We start from the raw sequence: 15,779 nt of genomic DNA, 5'->3' as shown, positions 1-15,779 counted from the left end.
CGCGCAAGTCAAGGGCGCGCCACAATGCGGTTCCACAAGGCCGACACCGAAAAAAGCCCGGATACGCTTGCGTACCGGATGGTTCCGGCTAAAGTCGCGTCACTGATCACGCAAGTCGTTTCTCAAGGTATATTCATGAAAATCAAAAGTTTGGGCCGCACCGGCATCAGGGTTTCGCAAATCTGTCTCGGCACCATGACATGGGGCACGCAGAACACGTTGGAGGAAGCTTCCGCCCAGATGGACTATGCCGTGGAAAACGGCGTCAACTTCTTCGACACCGCCGAGATGTATCCGGTGACCCCGATCGGCCCGGAAACCTACGGCCGCACCGAGGAATTCATCGGCGCATGGCTGAGCGCGCGCAAGAAGCGCGACGATATCGTGCTCGCCAGCAAGGTGGCGGGCCCCGGCCGCCCCTGGGTGCGCAATGGCAGCCCGCTGACGCCGGAGGGCATCCGCACGGCGCTCGACGACAGCCTGAAGCGGCTGAAGACCGATTACATCGACCTCTACCAGGTGCACTGGCCGAACCGGAACCATTTCCATTTCCGCAATTCGTGGTCCTATTCCCCCTTCGGGCAGGACCGGTTCCGGGCGCGCATCGATATCGCCGAGACGCTGGATACGCTGGATGAGCTGGTGAAGGCCGGCAAGATCCGCGCGATCGGGCTTTCAAACGAGACCTGCTGGGGCGCGATGAAATACCTCGAACGCGCCGAGGCGAAGGACCGGGCGCGGATCGCGACCGTCCAGAACGAGTACAATCTGCTCTACCGCCACCACGATCTCGACATGGCGGAACTCGCCTATCACGAGGATGTCGGCCTTCTGGCATTCTCGCCGCTCGCCGCCGGGCTTCTGACCGGCAAATACCGCAACGGGAAGCTGCCGGACGGCTCGCGCGCGGCGGTCTCGTCTGCCGATCTCGGCGGCCGGCTGCAGGAGCATCAGGAACCGGCGGTCGACGCCTATTGCAAGCTCGCCGAAACCCACGGGCTGGACCCGGCGCAGATGGCGCTCGGCTTCGTGCTGTCCCGCCCCTTCGTGACCGCCGCCATCATCGGCGCGACCTCGATGGAGCAACTCAAGACCAACATCGCCGCAGCAGACGTCGCCATGACCGACGATATTCTCGGCGATATCGCACGGGTGCACCGGACCTTCCCCGCGCCGATCTGAGAGAGGCCGCATAGCCCCCAGACAATCTCCCCCCTTGAGGGGGAGATGCCCCGACAGGGGCAGAGAGGGGTGAACCCTCTCCGAGAGCACGGCGTATGCGGCTTTTAGGGCTTGCGCCCTTTACCCCTCTCTGTCGCTTTCGCGACATCTCCCCCTCAAGGGCGGAGATTGATGGCTGCGGCGCGGTGCGCAGCACTTTCGCCCAGATCGCGGCGCTTCCCCACCCAATTTCCTCATCGACGCATTGTCTCTTGCGCGTAAGCCCCCATATCCAACCCAAACGCCGGCGACGCCCGGCCAGAATGGGGACTTGCATTGGATTTTCTTTATATCGCGCTCGGTCTGATCGGGCTTTATTTCGGGGCGGAATGGCTGGTTTCAGGTGCGGTTGCGACCGCGCGACGGATGGGGATATCGCCGCTGGTGGCGTCGCTGGTGATTGTCGGTTTCGGCACCTCGCTGCCGGAGCTTCTGGTTTCCGTCCGCGCCGCGCTCACCGGCTCGCCGGGCATCGCGCTTGGCAATGTGGTCGGCTCCAACATCGCCAATATCCTGCTGATCGTCGGCGCGGCCGCGGTGATCTTCCCGATTTCCGCCTGGGACAGGAATGTGCGCCGCGATGCCATCGCCATGACGGCCTCCGCCGTGCTGCTGCTGCTTCTGGTGCAGTTTGACGTGATCGGCAGGCTTGCCGGCGTCGTGCTGCTGGCGCTGCTCGCGCTTTACCTTTTCAGAACCTATCGCTTCGCCGCCGCCGCGGACACCGCGCCGGAACTGCCGGCCGATGGCGCGATGCCGGTGTGGAAGATGACAGTGCTGATCGTCGCGGGGCTCATCCTGCTGATCATCGGCGCGGAACTGCTGATCCGCGGCGCGACCGAGCTTGCCGCCCATTTCGGCATATCCGACGCGGTGGTGGGGCTGACGGTCGTCGCGCTCGGCACCAGCCTGCCGGAACTCGCAACCGCCGTCGTCGCCGCCCTCAAGCGCCACTCGGACGTGGCGATCGGCAATGTCACCGGCTCCTGCATCTTCAACGTGCTCTGCATCATCGGCGCCACCGCCGTGATCGCGCCGCTGCCCGTGCCGGAGGGCTTCGCCACATTCGACGTGCCGGTGATGCTGGCCGCGACCGTGTTCTTCGCGCTGATGCTGTTCTTCGCCCCGAAATTCCACCGGGCGACGGGGGCGGCGATGCTGGCGGCCTATGCGGCGTATATCTGGGCGCTGGTATAGGCCTCGCGCGGGATATTGCCAAACTGGACTAAAATAGTCATATTAAATCCATGAACAAAAGACCAGAACCGAAGCGCTTTGAGGTCATCTCAACGGCGCAAATCACCCCGAACATGCGCCGCGTTTCCCTTGGCGGGCCGGCCATGGCAGAGTTCCCCCTTCAGCAGGACGGCGGCTATGTGAAGCTGATGCTGCCCGGCCCGGATGAAAAGCCGCTGGTGCGCACCTACACGATCCGCCGCCAGACGGCGGACGCCCTCGACATCGATTTCGCGCTCCACGGCGACCACAGCAGCGGCGGACCGGCCGTGTCATGGGCGCAGACCGTAAAGCCCGGCGAGACGATCACCGTCGGCGGACCGGGACCGGCCAAGCCGCTTGCGCCCGGGGCCAACTGGTATCTCGTCCTCGGCGACATGACCGCGCTCCCCGCCATCGCCGTCAATCTGGAGGCGCTGCCCGCCGATGCCGTCGGCGACGCGGTGATCGAGATCCAGAGCGAAGCGGACCGCCAGGACCTCCCCCACCCCGACGGCGTCACCCTGCACTGGCTCATCAACCCCGAACCCGGCCATCACCCGCAAAAATTCGAAACCTTCGTCCGCGCGCTCCCCTGGCGAACGGGCCGCGTCTACGCCTGGTGCGCCGCCGAATTCGAAACCATGCGGCGTGTGCGGGCGTATCTGAGGCAGGAACGCGGGCTTGGGCCGGACCAGCTCTATATTTCCAGCTACTGGAAACAGGGGCTCGGGGAGGATCAGCATCGGGTGGTGAAACGGGCGGATGCGGAGACGGCGGTGGGGTGAGGTACAAGGCGGCACTGTGGCACAAGACCATCAGCATCGCTGCGGCTATTCCGATGTGCCGAGCAGCAATGACACCGGCTTCTGTATCATCAACCTCCTCTACATTATCGACGCCAGCCGAAGCGATGGGGCCGCTTCCCAAAAGCCGCTTGTGACGTTCCACGTTTCGGTGTTGCTTGCGGCATACACATGCATGTGTGTGCTTTTGCTTAAAGCGCTCCTCATCAAAGTAAGTCTTAATTGTTCTCAACGTACTGCTGTCTCGCCTCGATTCCAAACTAGATAAATTGACTTTCGCGCTGGCCGCGAGAAGAATAGTTTTCGGGCCGTAAAGACCGTTGAGTTGTTCAACAAAAAACGTGAATTTGGGGGCATTCACAATCAGGTGACACTGTACTCTGGAGGGTCTGTGATTCGTGGTCTTTGCGCGGAGAATGGTTTGGCATTGCCGATGAACATCAGCCGTATCTGCATTAATTAGCAAACCACAGTGAAAATGGATTTGGACCATGTGCGCTGACCGCAAGAACGCTATTTTGGAGAAGGTAGTATCCCAATATCTAGGGTCCGGTGATTTCAACGGTCTAGGTGTGTTCCCGTTAGCAAACGTTAGTGATGTCGAAGCTATTCGCGAGCTAATAGCCGAGAGTAGGTTGGACTTGGTGCGTGGCGACCGACATCCCAATCCCCATATCAAGGCTTTCCCGGCGGAACCGATCGACGTGCAACTCAGAAAAATTGAGGCCGACGGTCTTGAAGGCTGTCTCTATCCCTCCCCAGAGTTGCTCAAAGAGCGAAAAGCGGGGGCCAGCGAGACGGCACCGTTCACCCGAGCCCTTAAGGAAGGTGCGCCCCAACTCAGCTACCGAGCGTTCGACCTGCGTGCCCTCGAGTGGTATAGAAATGATCCTCGGTTTGACTTTGATGTCGACGATATTCACGGGCGAATCCTACAGAAGGAAGGTACGCAGATAGCAGACCGCGCAGTAGTTCTAGACGGCTTGGAGTTTTTTGAATTCGGCTTTGCGTATGATGAAGACATGCATCGGGCGATGGCTGCCTTTCTACGATACCTGCACGACTTGCCCGAGGTACTACAAATCGAAATGCAGAAACATGAGCTGCCCGGCAATTATAAATTGCATCCGGACTTTTTCCGAACCCAAATCATGGGAGAATTCCCTGAACGAATATCAATTTATAATGCATTTTTGCAAGAGAAAATCGAAATCAATCAGATTTGCGTACTCATGAGAAAGCCCAAACTTTTCCGAACCGAGGCGAAACGTATAAGCGGGTTCGGGATATTGATAAGGCCCACAAAGAAAGAATTTCGCGAATTTGCATTGCTACTTGATCAGCTATTGAGCGACGACCTGAACCGAGATTTCTTTAAGGGTGACCTGGAGCTCAATCGAAACTTGACCGACGAAGATGGAAACCGAGTCACGCAGCCGAAAGGCACGATTCAACTCCTTGAAGAGTGGACAAGGAAGAAATTCAGACCAGCAGAACCAACAGGGACGGCAGAGATGTTTAGCAACTTCCGAGCGGTTCGCAAAATACGTCAGAAACCGGCACACACAGTAGAAGAAAATGATTTCGACCAAAAATATGTCGCCGAACAGAGAAATTTAATCATCCAAGCCTTTGATGCTGTGCGTACGTTGCGAATGATACTGGAAAATCATCCAGCAGCACGTGACCATGAAGTTCCTAGTTATCTGCGAGAGGCGAAAGTGTGGACGATGTAGCGGCGATAGCTAACACGGTCTAATACTAGTATTGTGAGGTCCGTATTTTTAGAACAAGACTACGGAAATTCTGTGCAGACGAAATGGCAGATTGCGGGGAGCATCAACTACTGGAGCGATCCTGCGATATGGAGTCACGAAGTTGATTTCCCCGCCACCCCGCCAACTCCACCCCCCCTTGCATTCCGCCCGAAAATCCGTATAAGCCGCTCATCCAAAGGTCCGGTCTTCAGGCTGGTGGCTGAACGGAGGGCTGTTTTCGCTGTGGCGGAAATGCCTGGCGCGGTAAAAGCGCCTGCCTCCCGTGTCGCCGCTCTCGACCGTCTCGTCTAACGCTTTTCTTGCCGGGGTTTCCCCTCAGGAGCAGTCGTTGAGGCTTAGCCGCCGAATTCCGGGTCCTGGAAACGCAAGAAAGGCAAATATCAATGGCACTTTACGAACACGTGTTCCTGGCCCGCCAGGACATCACGGCCCAGCAGGTTGACGCCATCGTCGAGCAGTACAAGGGACTGATCGAGGAAAACGGCGGCAAGGTCGGCCGTATCGAAAACTGGGGCCTGAAGTCCCTCACCTACCGCATCAAGAAGAACCGCAAGGCGCATTACGCGCTGATGGACATCGATGCACCTGCTGCCGCGATCCACGAGATGGAACGCCAGATGCGCATCAATGAAGACATCCTGCGCTACATGACCATCAAGGTCGAGGAGCACGAGGAAGGCCCGTCGGCGATGATGCAGAAGCGCGACCGCGACGACCGTCCCCGCCGTGACGGCGGACGCGAAGGCGGCCGTGACAACCGTGATCGCGGTGACCGTGGCGATCGCGGCGGCGACCGCGGCGAACGCCGCCCGCGCTTCTAATCGCGTTTACGAGATAAAGGATCAAGAAAATGGTAGCCATCGCTTCTATCCCGACGCGTCGCCCGTTCAACCGCCGTCGCAAGACCTGCCCGTTCTCCGGCGCCAACGCGCCCAAGATCGACTACAAGGACGTACGTCTGCTGCAGCGTTACATTTCCGAACGCGGCAAGATCGTGCCTTCGCGCATCACCGCCGTCAGCCAGAAGAAGCAGCGTGAACTGGCCCGCGCCATCAAGCGCGCCCGCTTCCTCGGCCTTCTGCCCTACGTCGTTTCGTAAGGTTTATGCTTATGGAAGGCGGGAGGCTATGCCCCTCGCCTTCCGCACTCTCCGCGTCATCCTTGGCTCAAGCCCGAGCATGACGCATGAGGGATTGGCTCCGGCGCGGTGGGCGCGCAGCAGCCGAAAAATAGACCCAGGTTGGGAAACGAGGCTTTCCCTAACTGCTTGAACGGCAGGACAGCGAGATGAAGACGCTTAACGCAAGAACATTGCTGATCGGTGCGCTTTCCGGCGTCGCGGCCTTCGCGCTTGCCTATGCCGCCGGCGTCACCGTGCTGTTTTCGACGCTGCTTGCCGCCGCCTCCGCGCTTCCCATCCTGATTGCCGGTCTCGGCTATGGCCTCCTGCCCGCGATCGTCGGCATCGTGGTTGCCGGCGCGCTTGGCCTTGCGCTCGCCTCGCCGTTCTTCGCGCTTTATACGCTGGCTGTCACGCTGATCCCGGCCGGCTGGCTCAGCCATCTCGGCAATCTCGCCCGCCCGGCCACCGAGATCGGCGGGCCGGAAGGCCAGATGGCCTGGTATCCGCTCGCCGACATCATGATGCATCTCTGCGCCGCCGTCACGCTGGCGCTGATCGTGGTCGGCGCGGTCGCGGGCTACGGCCCGGAGACCACCGGCCAGATCATCGACGCCTTCGCCGCGGCGCTGACCGCCGAAAACCCCGAACTGGCCGGCGACGCGGCGGTGATCGCGCAATTCAAGAGCATGTTCACCCTGCTGCTGCCGATGGTGCAGGGCGCGACCTCGGTGATCCTGCTGTTCGTCGCCTTCCATTTCGCCAGCCGCATCGCCATCGCATCCGGGCTTTCCAACCGTCCGCGCGAAGATGTGGCCGTAGCGCTGCGCATGAGCACGAATGCGATCTTCGTGTTTCTGGCGGCCCTCGTCGCGACCTTCTTCGGCGGCACGATCGGACTGATTGGTGCTGCCTGCCTCGGCGCCTTCGGCGGCGGGTTCCTGCTTTCCGGCCTTGCCCGCATGCATCTTGCCGCCCGCGGCAAGAGCTGGGCCGTGCCGGTGATCATTCTCTCCTACCTCTCGCTGATCTTTACCTTCCCGGCCCTGGTATTCATCACCATGGGCCTTCTCGACACGCGTCGGGCGATCGCTCTTTCACCGGGCGCGCCCACCAATAATGATGATGATGAAAGGAATGAACCATGGACGTAATCCTGCTTGAACGCATCGCCAAGCTTGGCCAGATGGGCGAAACCGTTAAGGTTCGCGATGGCTATGCGCGTAACTACCTGCTGCCGACCGGCCGTGCGCTGCGCGCCAACGCCGCCAACAAGGCCCGTTTCGAGGCCGAGCGCGCGGTGCTCGAAGCCCGCAACCTCGAGCGCAAGAACGAAGCCCAGAAGGTTGCCGACGTGCTCGAAGGCAAGTCCTTCATCGCCGTGCGCGCCGCCGGCGAAACCGGCCAGCTCTACGGTTCGGTCGCAGCCCGCGACGTCGTTGAAATCCTCGCCGCGGAAGGCTTCAATGTCGGCCGCAACCAGGTCGTGCTCCACACCCCGATCAAGACCGTTGGCCTGCACAATGTGGAGCTGCACCTGCATGCCGAAGTCGAGATCTCGATCGAGCTGAACGTCGCCCGCACCAAGGAAGAAGCCGAGCGCCAGGCCAAGGGTGAAGACCTCACCTCCGCCGACGCGATCTACGGCGTCGACGAGGACGCGCTGCGCCCGGAAGACTTCTTCAACCCGGATGCCGATTACGATCTGGACGAGGAAACCGAAGAAGCCCCGGAAGCTTCCGAGGAAGCCGGCGAAGAAGAAGACAAGTAAGGCTTTTGGCCTTGCCGCATGGCTCGCCCCACACTTGGGGCGTCACCCTCGGGCTTGACCCGAGGGTGCAGGCCGCGTTTTCCGTGTGGCCTGGATGCTCGGGTCAAGCCCGAGCATTGTTTGTCGGATCTGCGCTATTGTTGTGATGCAGCTGCGGGCCGTTGGCTTGCCCGCAGCTGCTGCAACAGCCGACCGTCCGAGCATTGGGTGGAATACCCGCTGTCATCAAGGTCACTGTTGCACCGAGCAACCGCTTGAAGAGTTGATTGGGCCGCTGATTGCCACGCCCGCAAACAATCCCAAGCATGCCTTGAAAGGATAGCATCGCCATGGTCGTTTTGCATCACCCTCCGCACATCTGTCTTGGTTGCGACGTTGCAAAGGACACGATCGCCGTTTCCTGCGGCGGTCCGGCCACCGTCATCGCCAATCGCAGCAGGGATATTCGTCGCTTCCTGCGAAACTGCGAGGCAGATCTGGTCATCTGCGAACCCACCGGCGGGTATGAAACCGTCCTGATCGAAGAGTGCCTGCGGCGCGGCCTTGCCGTTCACCGGGCCGATACGCGCAGGCTCAAGGCCTTCATTCGTTCGCGTGGACGGGTCGGCAAGAGCGATGCGATCGATGCCCGGGAAATGGTCGCCTATGGCATGGAACGCTGGGCAAGCCTGTCCCTGTGGCAGGCTGAAAACCCTGAAGAGGCAAGGCTCAAGGCCCTTGTGCGCCGCCGCGCCGATCTGGTCGCCATCAGGGTCGCCGAGCAAAACCGCGCCATGGCGCCGGGCGGACGTGAACTTGCCGTCACCTTCAAGGCCATGCTCGCTGCCATCAATCGCCAGATCGCGCTGCTCGACAAGGAAATCCGCATGCTCATGCGCAGCGAAGCCTTTGCAGCCAGGGCCAGCATCGCAATGGCGATGACCGGCATCGCGGAGACAACCGCCGCCGCCCTGATCGCCACAATGCCCGAACTCGGGACGCTGGATCGAAAGAAGGCGGCGGCGCTGGCCGGCCTGGCGCCGCACCCAAACGAGAGCGGCAACAAGATCGGTTACCGGAGAATGCGCGGCGGCAGACCCGTCATGCGCACCATCCTGTTCATGCCGGCCATGCAGGCCGCCCGCGGAAGGGGCGAGTTCGCCGCCTTCTACAAGCGCCTTGTCGAAGCCGGCAAAAAGCCAATCGTCGCGATCGCAGCAGTCATGCGAAAAATCGTCGTGACCCTCAATGCAAGGTTCACAGAGAAAGTCATCCAACAGAGTTGATGACACGCTGATGGGCCGTCCAGTGAGAATACCGACCCGGTCTTGCGAAAGGCCGGGTTTTTCGTTTTCCGGCCTGCGGGTGTATCATTTTCATCGAGTGTCGGCGACGAATCATGTCAAGGCTGCGGCGCTGAAAGACGACGTTTATTTTCATGACCTGTGAATTGGTGTTGAGAACCACGTCGGGCCTTCAACTCCGCCTTCATTCGTCTATGCTTGGGTCACCCAACCTCCGGAAAGTCACCATGAACGATCTTGCGCCATCCTTCCAAGCCGCCGCACCGCAACGCGAAGCGCCGAACAATCTGGAAGTCGAGCAGGCGCTTCTGGGCGCGATCCTGGTCAACAACTCGGCCTTCTACCGGGTTTCGGACTTTCTGAAGCCCGAGCATTTCTACGAGCCGCTCCACCGCAAGATCTACGAGCTTGCCGGCGATACGATCCGCATGGACAAGATCGCCAACACGATCACGCTCAAGACCCACCTGCCCGCCAACGTCAAGGTCGGCGACCTGACGGTGGCGCAGTATCTGGCGCGCCTTGCGGCGGAAGCCGTGACCATCATCAATGCCGAGGATTACGGCCGCACGATCTACGATCTGGCGATCCGCCGCCAGTTGATCGAGATCGGCGAGGACGTAGTCAACACCGCCTATGACGCGCCGATCGACATGCCGCCGTCCGAACAGATCGAGGAGACCGAGCGCAAGCTGTTCGCGCTCGCCGAAACCGGCCGCTACGAGGGCGGGTTCCAGACCTTCGAGAACGCCGTATCGATCGCGATCGACATGGCCGGCAAGGCGTTCGAGAGCGACGGCCACCTCTCCGGCATCTCCACCGGGCTCGCCACGCTGGACGCCAAGATGGGCGGGCTGCAGCGCTCCGACCTGATCATCCTTGCCGGTCGTCCCGGCATGGGCAAGACCTCGCTTGCCACCAATATCGCCTGGAACGTCGCCTCGTCCTATGAGCCCGAAGTGCTGCCCGACGGCACGATCGAGGCCAAGCAGGGCGGCGTCGTCGCCTTCTACTCGCTGGAAATGTCCGGCGAGCAGCTCGCCACCCGTATCATTTCCGAGCAGACCGAGGTGTCCTCCTCCAAGATCCGTCGCGGCGACATCACCGAGGCGGATTTCGACAAGCTGGTGGCCTGCTCGCAGACCATGCAGAAAGTGCCGCTCTATATCGACCAGACCGGCGGCATCTCGATCGCGCAGCTTTCCGCGCGCGCAAGGCGGCTGAAGCGTCAGCGCGGGCTCGACGTGCTGGTGGTCGACTATGTGCAGCTCATGACCGGCTCGAAAAAATCCGGCGAGAACCGCGTGCAGGAGGTGACCGAAATCACCACCGGGCTGAAGGCGCTCGCCAAGGAACTGAACGTGCCGATCATCGCGCTCTCCCAGCTTTCCCGACAGGTGGAAAACCGCGAGGACAAGCGCCCGCAGCTTTCCGACCTTCGCGAATCGGGCTCGATCGAGCAAGACGCCGACGTGGTGCTGTTCGTCTACCGCGAGGAATACTACGTCCAGAATCTCGAGCCGCGCGATCCTGATGACCCTGCTTATGACGAGTGGAAGATGAAGCTCGACAAGGTCAAGGGCACCGCCGACGTGATCATCGCCAAGCAGCGTCACGGACCGACCGGCACGGCCAACCTCGCCTTCCAGGCGGCCTATACCCGCTTTGCCGATCTGGCGGATCCATCCTATTCAAGTTTTGACGAATAATTCTGTGTCAGACGCGATAAACGCGCTATACATGCCGTAACAACGCAACGAACGGCAGTTTCATGACTGAATATTCGAATGAATTCATGGAGACCGAAATCGGTTTCGATGCCGCCCCTGCCCGGCTGACGGTCGACCTTTCGGCAATCGTCAGCAACTGGCGGACCATGCGCGCACTCTCGGGCACGGCCCGCACCGGCGCAGTCGTAAAGGCGGATGGCTACGGGCTCGGCATCGAGGATGTCGGCGAGGCGCTTTATGAGGCGGGCGCGGCGGATTTCTTCGTCGCTGTTCCCGAAGAGGGCGCGACCCTGCGCCGGTTCGCGCCAGACGCCCGCATCTTCGTGCTCTCCGGCATGTGGCCGGGCACCGAGGCGATGTTTTTCGGAAACGGCCTCGTGCCGGTGCTGGCGAGCGAGGAACAGCTCGCCTTCTTCTTCGCCGCGATCGCCGATTATGGCGACTATCCTTGCGCGCTGCAGGTCGACACCGGCTTCAACCGGCTCGGCCTTTCCCATGACGAGGCGCTGCGGCTGGCCGCCGATGACGCCAGGCCGGCAAGTTTTTCGCCGGTTCTGGTGCTCTCCCACCTCGCCTGCGGCGATGATGCGGCAGCGCCGATGAACCGCGAGCAACTGGCGCGCTTCCGCGATGTCGCAAACGCCTTCGAAGGGGTCGAGGCCAGCCTTTCCGCCTCCGCCGGCATCCTGCTCGGCGCCGACTATCATTTCGAGCTGACCCGGCCGGGCATCGCGCTATACGGCGGCGATTCGGCGCCGGGCGCATCGAAAAAGTTGCAACCGGCCGCCACCGCCGAGGCCCGAATCATCCAGACGCGGTTTGCGAAAAAGGGCGAGAATGTCAGCTATGGCGCGACCCAGCAGCTTGACCGCGAAAGCCGCCTCGCCATCGTTTCGGCCGGCTATGCCGATGGGTATCTGCGCGCCAAATCGGGCACCGGCGTGCCGCTGCGCGACGCCGTTCCTTCAGGCGGCATGGGCTTTATAGCCGGTCATCGCGTGCCCATCCTCGGCCGCATCACCATGGATATGACAATTTTCGACATTACCGATCTGCCCGAAGGCGCGGTCAGGGCCGGCGATTATGTCGAGCTGTTCGGCCCCAATATCGCGCTGGACGACGCAGCGGCGGCGGCGGGCACGATCGGGTATGAATTGCTGACCTCCCTTGGCTTGCGCTATAACCGCCGTTATATCCAGCCGGACTGAAACCGCTCCCGAAAAGACGAGACCTTGGCCAAACCGAAAACCCAGTTCATCTGCCAGAATTGCGGATCGGTCACGCCGCGCTGGTCCGGACGCTGCGATGCCTGCGGCGCGTGGAACACCATCGTCGAGGAAAATCCGACCGCCGGCATCGGCGGCGGGCCTGCCCGCTCCCCGAAGAAGGGCCGTCCGGTCGCCCTCGTTCCGCTGGATGGCGAAAGCGAGGAAGCGCCGCGCGTCCAGAGCCGGATTGCCGAACTCGACCGGGTGACCGGCGGCGGTTTCGTGCGCGGCTCTGCGGTGCTTGTCGGCGGCGATCCCGGTATCGGTAAGTCGACGCTGCTGATGCAGGCGGCCGCCGCTCTCTCGCGTCAGAACCAGCGTATCATCTATGTCTCCGGCGAAGAAGCGATCGCGCAGGTCAGGCTTCGGGCAAAGCGGCTGGGCGCGGCCGACACAAAGGTGATGCTGGCCGCCGAAACCAATGTCGAGGACATTCTGGCAACGCTTGCCCACGGTGATCGTCCCGACCTCGTGATCATCGATTCGATCCAGACGCTCTGGTCCGACATGGCGGAAGCCGCCCCCGGCACGGTGACACAGGTGCGCACCGGCGTGCAGGCGATGATCCGCTTCGCCAAGCAGACGGGCGCCGCCATGGTGCTGGTCGGCCACGTCACAAAAGAAGGCCAAATCGCCGGGCCGCGCGTGGTCGAGCACATGGTCGATGCCGTGCTCTATTTCGAGGGCGAGCGCGGCCATCACTACCGCATCCTGCGCACCGTCAAGAACCGCTTCGGCGCGACCGATGAGATCGGCGTGTTCGAAATGGGCGACAAGGGCCTGCGCGAGGTCGCCAATCCGTCCGAACTATTTCTCGGCGAACGCAACGAGAAGGCCCCGGGCGCGGCTGTGTTCGCCGGCATGGAAGGCACCCGCCCGGTGCTGGTGGAAATTCAGGCGCTGGTCGCGCCCACCTCGCTCGGCACGCCGCGACGCGCGGTGGTCGGCTGGGATTCGGCACGGCTTTCGATGATTCTCGCCGTGCTGGAAGCCCATTGCGGCGTCCGGCTCGGCAATCACGATGTCTATCTCAATGTCGCCGGCGGCTATCGCGTCACCGAGCCGGCCGCCGATCTCGCGGTGGCGGCGGCGCTGATTTCGTCGCTGGCCGGCCTTGCCCTGCCCGCTGATTCTGTTTATTTCGGCGAAATCAGCCTGTCCGGCGCGATCAGACCCGTCGCCCACGCCGTTCAGCGACTGAAAGAAGCCGCAAAACTCGGCTTTTCCAGTGCCGTTCTTCCGGCCGGCACGGTTGAAATTGCAACAGTCACGGGAAACGGGTTAAAAGGATTCGAGACTCTACCGGAGCTTGTAGCTGAGATTGCGGGCGGAAAAATGGTGGAGCGTACGAATGACGACGGCGATTTTTGAGGTTTCCGGCGTCGATCCAACCAGAATCTGGCCGCAGGCATGGCCGAAAGACGAGCGGAGCAATGAATGCCAGTGACCCTGTTTGACCTGATCGTCGTTTTGGTCGTTCTGTTTTCCGCGCTTCTGGCCATGGTCCGAGGTCTTTCCCGCGAGATCCTGGCGCTTCTGGCCTGGGGCCTGTCCGCCGTGATCGCCTATCTCGGCTATCCCTATCTCGCGCCGATGCTTCAAAACCTGCTCAGCGACCCGCGTCTGGCGATGGCTGCCGCCTTCGCCATTATTTTTCTGGTGGCGCTGCTGCTTCTTTCGCTGGTTACAACGCGATTTGCCGACTATATTATCGACAGTCGCGTCGGCGTGCTCGACCGTTCGCTGGGTTTCGTTTTCGGCCTCTTGCGCGGCGTTCTCATTCTGGCCGTCGCGGTTGCCTTCTGGAACTGGCTGGTCGGCGACGCGCAGAGCCCGGACTGGATCAGGAACGCGAAGTCCAAGCCGCTGCTCGATATACTGGCCGACAAGCTCGAGGCCCTTCTGCCGGGCGGCGAAGAGATCGAGACCTATCTTGTGCCCGCGCAAGGCCGCGTGGTGGCCGAAATCGATGGTAAGACGATTGTGATCCTTCCGCCCGATGTACAGGCTTCGACCGAGACTATATAAGTCGATATGAATTTACAGCGGACCGCCCTGCCCCGCCTTATCCGGACCAGATGATGAGCACCAGTTTTGACGTGAGCGACGATTTCAGCATTGATGACGATACGCTGCATGAGGAATGCGGCGTATTCGGCATTCTGGGCCATCCCGATGCGGCGGCGCTGACTGCGCTTGGCCTGCATGCGCTTCAGCATCGCGGCCAGGAAGCGGCGGGCATCGTCTCCTATGACGGCCAGCAGTTCCGCTCCGAACGCCATCTCGGCCTCGTCGGCGATCACTTCACCGATCCCGCCATGCTGGAGAGCCTCGGCGGCTCGATGGCGATGGGCCATGTGCGCTATTCGACCACCGGCGGAACCGTGCTGCGCAACGTCCAGCCGCTGTTTGCCGAACTCGGCGTCGGCGGCATCGCGATCGCCCATAATGGCAATTTCACCAATGGTCTGTCGATGCGGCGCAAGCTGATCTCCGACGGCGCGATCTGTCAGTCGACCTCCGATACCGAGGTGGTGCTGCACCTCATCGCCCGCTCGCGCGCCAAGACCTCCTCCGACCGGTTCATCGATGCCATCGGCCAGATGGAAGGCGGCTATTCGATGATCGCGATGACCCGTACCAAGCTGATCGCCGCGCGCGACCCGACGGGCATCCGCCCGCTGGTGATGGGCGAACTCGACGGCAAGCCGATCTTCTGTTCGGAGACCTGCGCGCTCGACATTATCGGCGCGAAATTCATCCGCGATGTCGAAAACGGCGAAGTGGTGATCTGCGAAGTCCAGCCCGACGGCTCGATCTCGATCGACAGCCGCAAGCCGGCGCTGAAACAGCCCGAACGGCTCTGCCTGTTCGAATATGTCTATTTCGCGCGCCCGGACTCGATCGTCGGCGGCCGCAATGTCTACCAGACCCGCAAGAATATGGGTTTCAACCTTGCCAGGGAAGCGCCGGTGGAAGCCGATGTCGTGGTGCCGGTGCCCGATGGCGGCACGCCGGCCGCGATCGGCTACGCCCAGGAAAGCGGCATTCCGTTCGAACTCGGCATCATCCGCAATCACTATGTCGGCCGCACCTTCATCGAGCCGACCCAGCAGATCCGCGCCTTCGGCGTCAAGCTGAAGCATTCGGCCAACAAGGCGGTGATCGCCGGGGCCCGCGTGGTGCTGATCGACGATTCGATCGTGCGCGGCACCACGTCGGTGAAGATCGTGCAGATGCTGCGCGAGGCCGGCGCCAAGGAAGTGCATATCCGGGTCGCGAGCCCGATGATCTACTATCCGGATTATTACGGCATCGACACGCCCGACCGCGACAAGCTGCTCGCCAACAATCACGAGACGCTTGCCGACATGTGCCGCTTCATCGGCGCGGATTCGCTGCAATTCCTGTCGCTCGACGGGCTTTACGAGGCAGTCGGCGGCCAGAAGCGCAACAACGCGCTGCCGCAGTTCACTGATCACCAGTTCACCGGCGATTACCCGACCCGGCTGCTCGACAAGGAGCATGAGGGCGAGTTTTCGAGAGTAGAGCTTCTGGCCGGCAACGGCTGAAAACACTTCCGGAGC

The 15,779-nt window shown here is 61.5% G+C and carries 14 protein-coding genes; all 14 read left to right on the top strand.

Annotated elements, in window-relative coordinates; all coding sequences use genetic code 11:
- The first annotated feature begins 135 nt into the window (after positions 1-135).
- Positions 136-1,182: an aldo/keto reductase gene (locus tag Mame_RS13385; protein WP_026173168.1), complete on the top strand. Its 1,047-nt coding sequence runs from the start codon at positions 136-138 to the stop codon at positions 1,180-1,182.
- 315 nt (positions 1,183-1,497) lie between these two features.
- A complete protein-coding gene (locus Mame_RS13380) occupies positions 1,498-2,418 on the top strand; it encodes a calcium/sodium antiporter (protein WP_018062982.1) in 921 nt (306 codons plus the stop codon).
- 143 nt (positions 2,419-2,561) lie between these two features.
- Positions 2,562-3,224: a siderophore-interacting protein gene (locus Mame_RS13375; protein ID WP_235726782.1), complete on the top strand. Its 663-nt coding sequence runs from the start codon at positions 2,562-2,564 to the stop codon at positions 3,222-3,224.
- Between the two features lie 509 nt (positions 3,225-3,733).
- Complete coding sequence (locus Mame_RS13370) at positions 3,734-4,978, top strand: hypothetical protein (RefSeq protein WP_018062980.1); 1,245 nt, start codon at positions 3,734-3,736, stop codon at positions 4,976-4,978.
- A gap of 425 nt (positions 4,979-5,403) precedes the next feature.
- On the top strand, positions 5,404-5,841 hold the full coding sequence (gene rpsF, locus Mame_RS13365; RefSeq protein WP_018062979.1) for a 30S ribosomal protein S6: 438 nt from the start codon (positions 5,404-5,406) through the stop codon (positions 5,839-5,841).
- Positions 5,842-5,870: 29 nt separating this feature from the next.
- Positions 5,871-6,119, top strand: coding sequence for a 30S ribosomal protein S18 (gene rpsR, locus Mame_RS13360; protein ID WP_018062978.1), 249 nt, complete (start codon positions 5,871-5,873; stop codon positions 6,117-6,119).
- Positions 6,120-6,307: 188 nt separating this feature from the next.
- Positions 6,308-7,294 (top strand): YybS family protein, encoded by a 987-nt coding sequence (locus Mame_RS13355; RefSeq protein ID WP_033409384.1) that lies wholly within the window; start codon positions 6,308-6,310, stop codon positions 7,292-7,294.
- Complete coding sequence (gene rplI / locus Mame_RS13350; RefSeq protein WP_018062976.1) at positions 7,285-7,911, top strand: 50S ribosomal protein L9; 627 nt, start codon at positions 7,285-7,287, stop codon at positions 7,909-7,911. The genes Mame_RS13355 and rplI overlap by 10 nt, the downstream gene beginning before the upstream one ends.
- A gap of 329 nt (positions 7,912-8,240) precedes the next feature.
- A complete protein-coding gene (locus Mame_RS13345; RefSeq protein ID WP_079920699.1) occupies positions 8,241-9,176 on the top strand; it encodes an IS110 family RNA-guided transposase in 936 nt (311 codons plus the stop codon).
- Between the two features lie 245 nt (positions 9,177-9,421).
- The gene (locus tag Mame_RS13340) at positions 9,422-10,903 is read left to right on the top strand and encodes a replicative DNA helicase (protein WP_018066483.1); all 1,482 of its coding nucleotides are present in this window, start codon (positions 9,422-9,424) and stop codon (positions 10,901-10,903) included.
- Between the two features lie 62 nt (positions 10,904-10,965).
- Positions 10,966-12,132: an alanine racemase gene (alr, locus tag Mame_RS13335; RefSeq protein ID WP_018066482.1), complete on the top strand. Its 1,167-nt coding sequence runs from the start codon at positions 10,966-10,968 to the stop codon at positions 12,130-12,132.
- 24 nt (positions 12,133-12,156) lie between these two features.
- Positions 12,157-13,563, top strand: a complete 1,407-nt coding sequence (gene radA, locus Mame_RS13330) for a DNA repair protein RadA (protein ID WP_018066481.1) — start codon at positions 12,157-12,159, stop codon at positions 13,561-13,563.
- 66 nt (positions 13,564-13,629) lie between these two features.
- The gene (locus tag Mame_RS13325; RefSeq protein ID WP_018066479.1) at positions 13,630-14,220 is read left to right on the top strand and encodes a CvpA family protein; all 591 of its coding nucleotides are present in this window, start codon (positions 13,630-13,632) and stop codon (positions 14,218-14,220) included.
- A 53-nt stretch (positions 14,221-14,273) separates the two neighbouring features.
- Entirely contained in the window at positions 14,274-15,764 is a 1,491-nt protein-coding gene (gene purF / locus Mame_RS13320) for an amidophosphoribosyltransferase (protein ID WP_018066478.1), read from the top strand.
- Positions 15,765-15,779: the final 15 nt, after the last annotated feature.

This window comes from Martelella mediterranea DSM 17316, assembly GCF_002043005.1.
Lineage (GTDB): Bacteria > Pseudomonadota > Alphaproteobacteria > Rhizobiales > Rhizobiaceae > Martelella > Martelella mediterranea.
This window is presented reverse-complemented; position numbering and strand designations above follow the sequence as displayed.

What these genes read in the sequence shown, in the direction of transcription:
- rplI (WP_018062976.1), top strand. Translation starts at nt 7,285, where the DNA reads ATGGACGTAATCCTGCTTGAACGCATCGCCAAGCTTGGCCAGATGGGC.
- rpsF (WP_018062979.1), top strand. Translation starts at nt 5,404, where the DNA reads ATGGCACTTTACGAACACGTGTTCCTGGCCCGCCAGGACATCACGGCC.
- purF (WP_018066478.1), top strand. Translation starts at nt 14,274, where the DNA reads ATGAGCACCAGTTTTGACGTGAGCGACGATTTCAGCATTGATGACGAT.
- Mame_RS13345 (WP_079920699.1), top strand. Translation starts at nt 8,241, where the DNA reads ATGGTCGTTTTGCATCACCCTCCGCACATCTGTCTTGGTTGCGACGTT.
- Mame_RS13340 (WP_018066483.1), top strand. Translation starts at nt 9,422, where the DNA reads ATGAACGATCTTGCGCCATCCTTCCAAGCCGCCGCACCGCAACGCGAA.
- rpsR (WP_018062978.1), top strand. Translation starts at nt 5,871, where the DNA reads ATGGTAGCCATCGCTTCTATCCCGACGCGTCGCCCGTTCAACCGCCGT.
- alr (WP_018066482.1), top strand. Translation starts at nt 10,966, where the DNA reads ATGACTGAATATTCGAATGAATTCATGGAGACCGAAATCGGTTTCGAT.
- Mame_RS13375 (WP_235726782.1), top strand. Translation starts at nt 2,562, where the DNA reads ATGGCAGAGTTCCCCCTTCAGCAGGACGGCGGCTATGTGAAGCTGATG.
- Mame_RS13355 (WP_033409384.1), top strand. Translation starts at nt 6,308, where the DNA reads ATGAAGACGCTTAACGCAAGAACATTGCTGATCGGTGCGCTTTCCGGC.
- Mame_RS13325 (WP_018066479.1), top strand. Translation starts at nt 13,630, where the DNA reads ATGCCAGTGACCCTGTTTGACCTGATCGTCGTTTTGGTCGTTCTGTTT.
- Mame_RS13370 (WP_018062980.1), top strand. Translation starts at nt 3,734, where the DNA reads ATGTGCGCTGACCGCAAGAACGCTATTTTGGAGAAGGTAGTATCCCAA.
- Mame_RS13385 (WP_026173168.1), top strand. Translation starts at nt 136, where the DNA reads ATGAAAATCAAAAGTTTGGGCCGCACCGGCATCAGGGTTTCGCAAATC.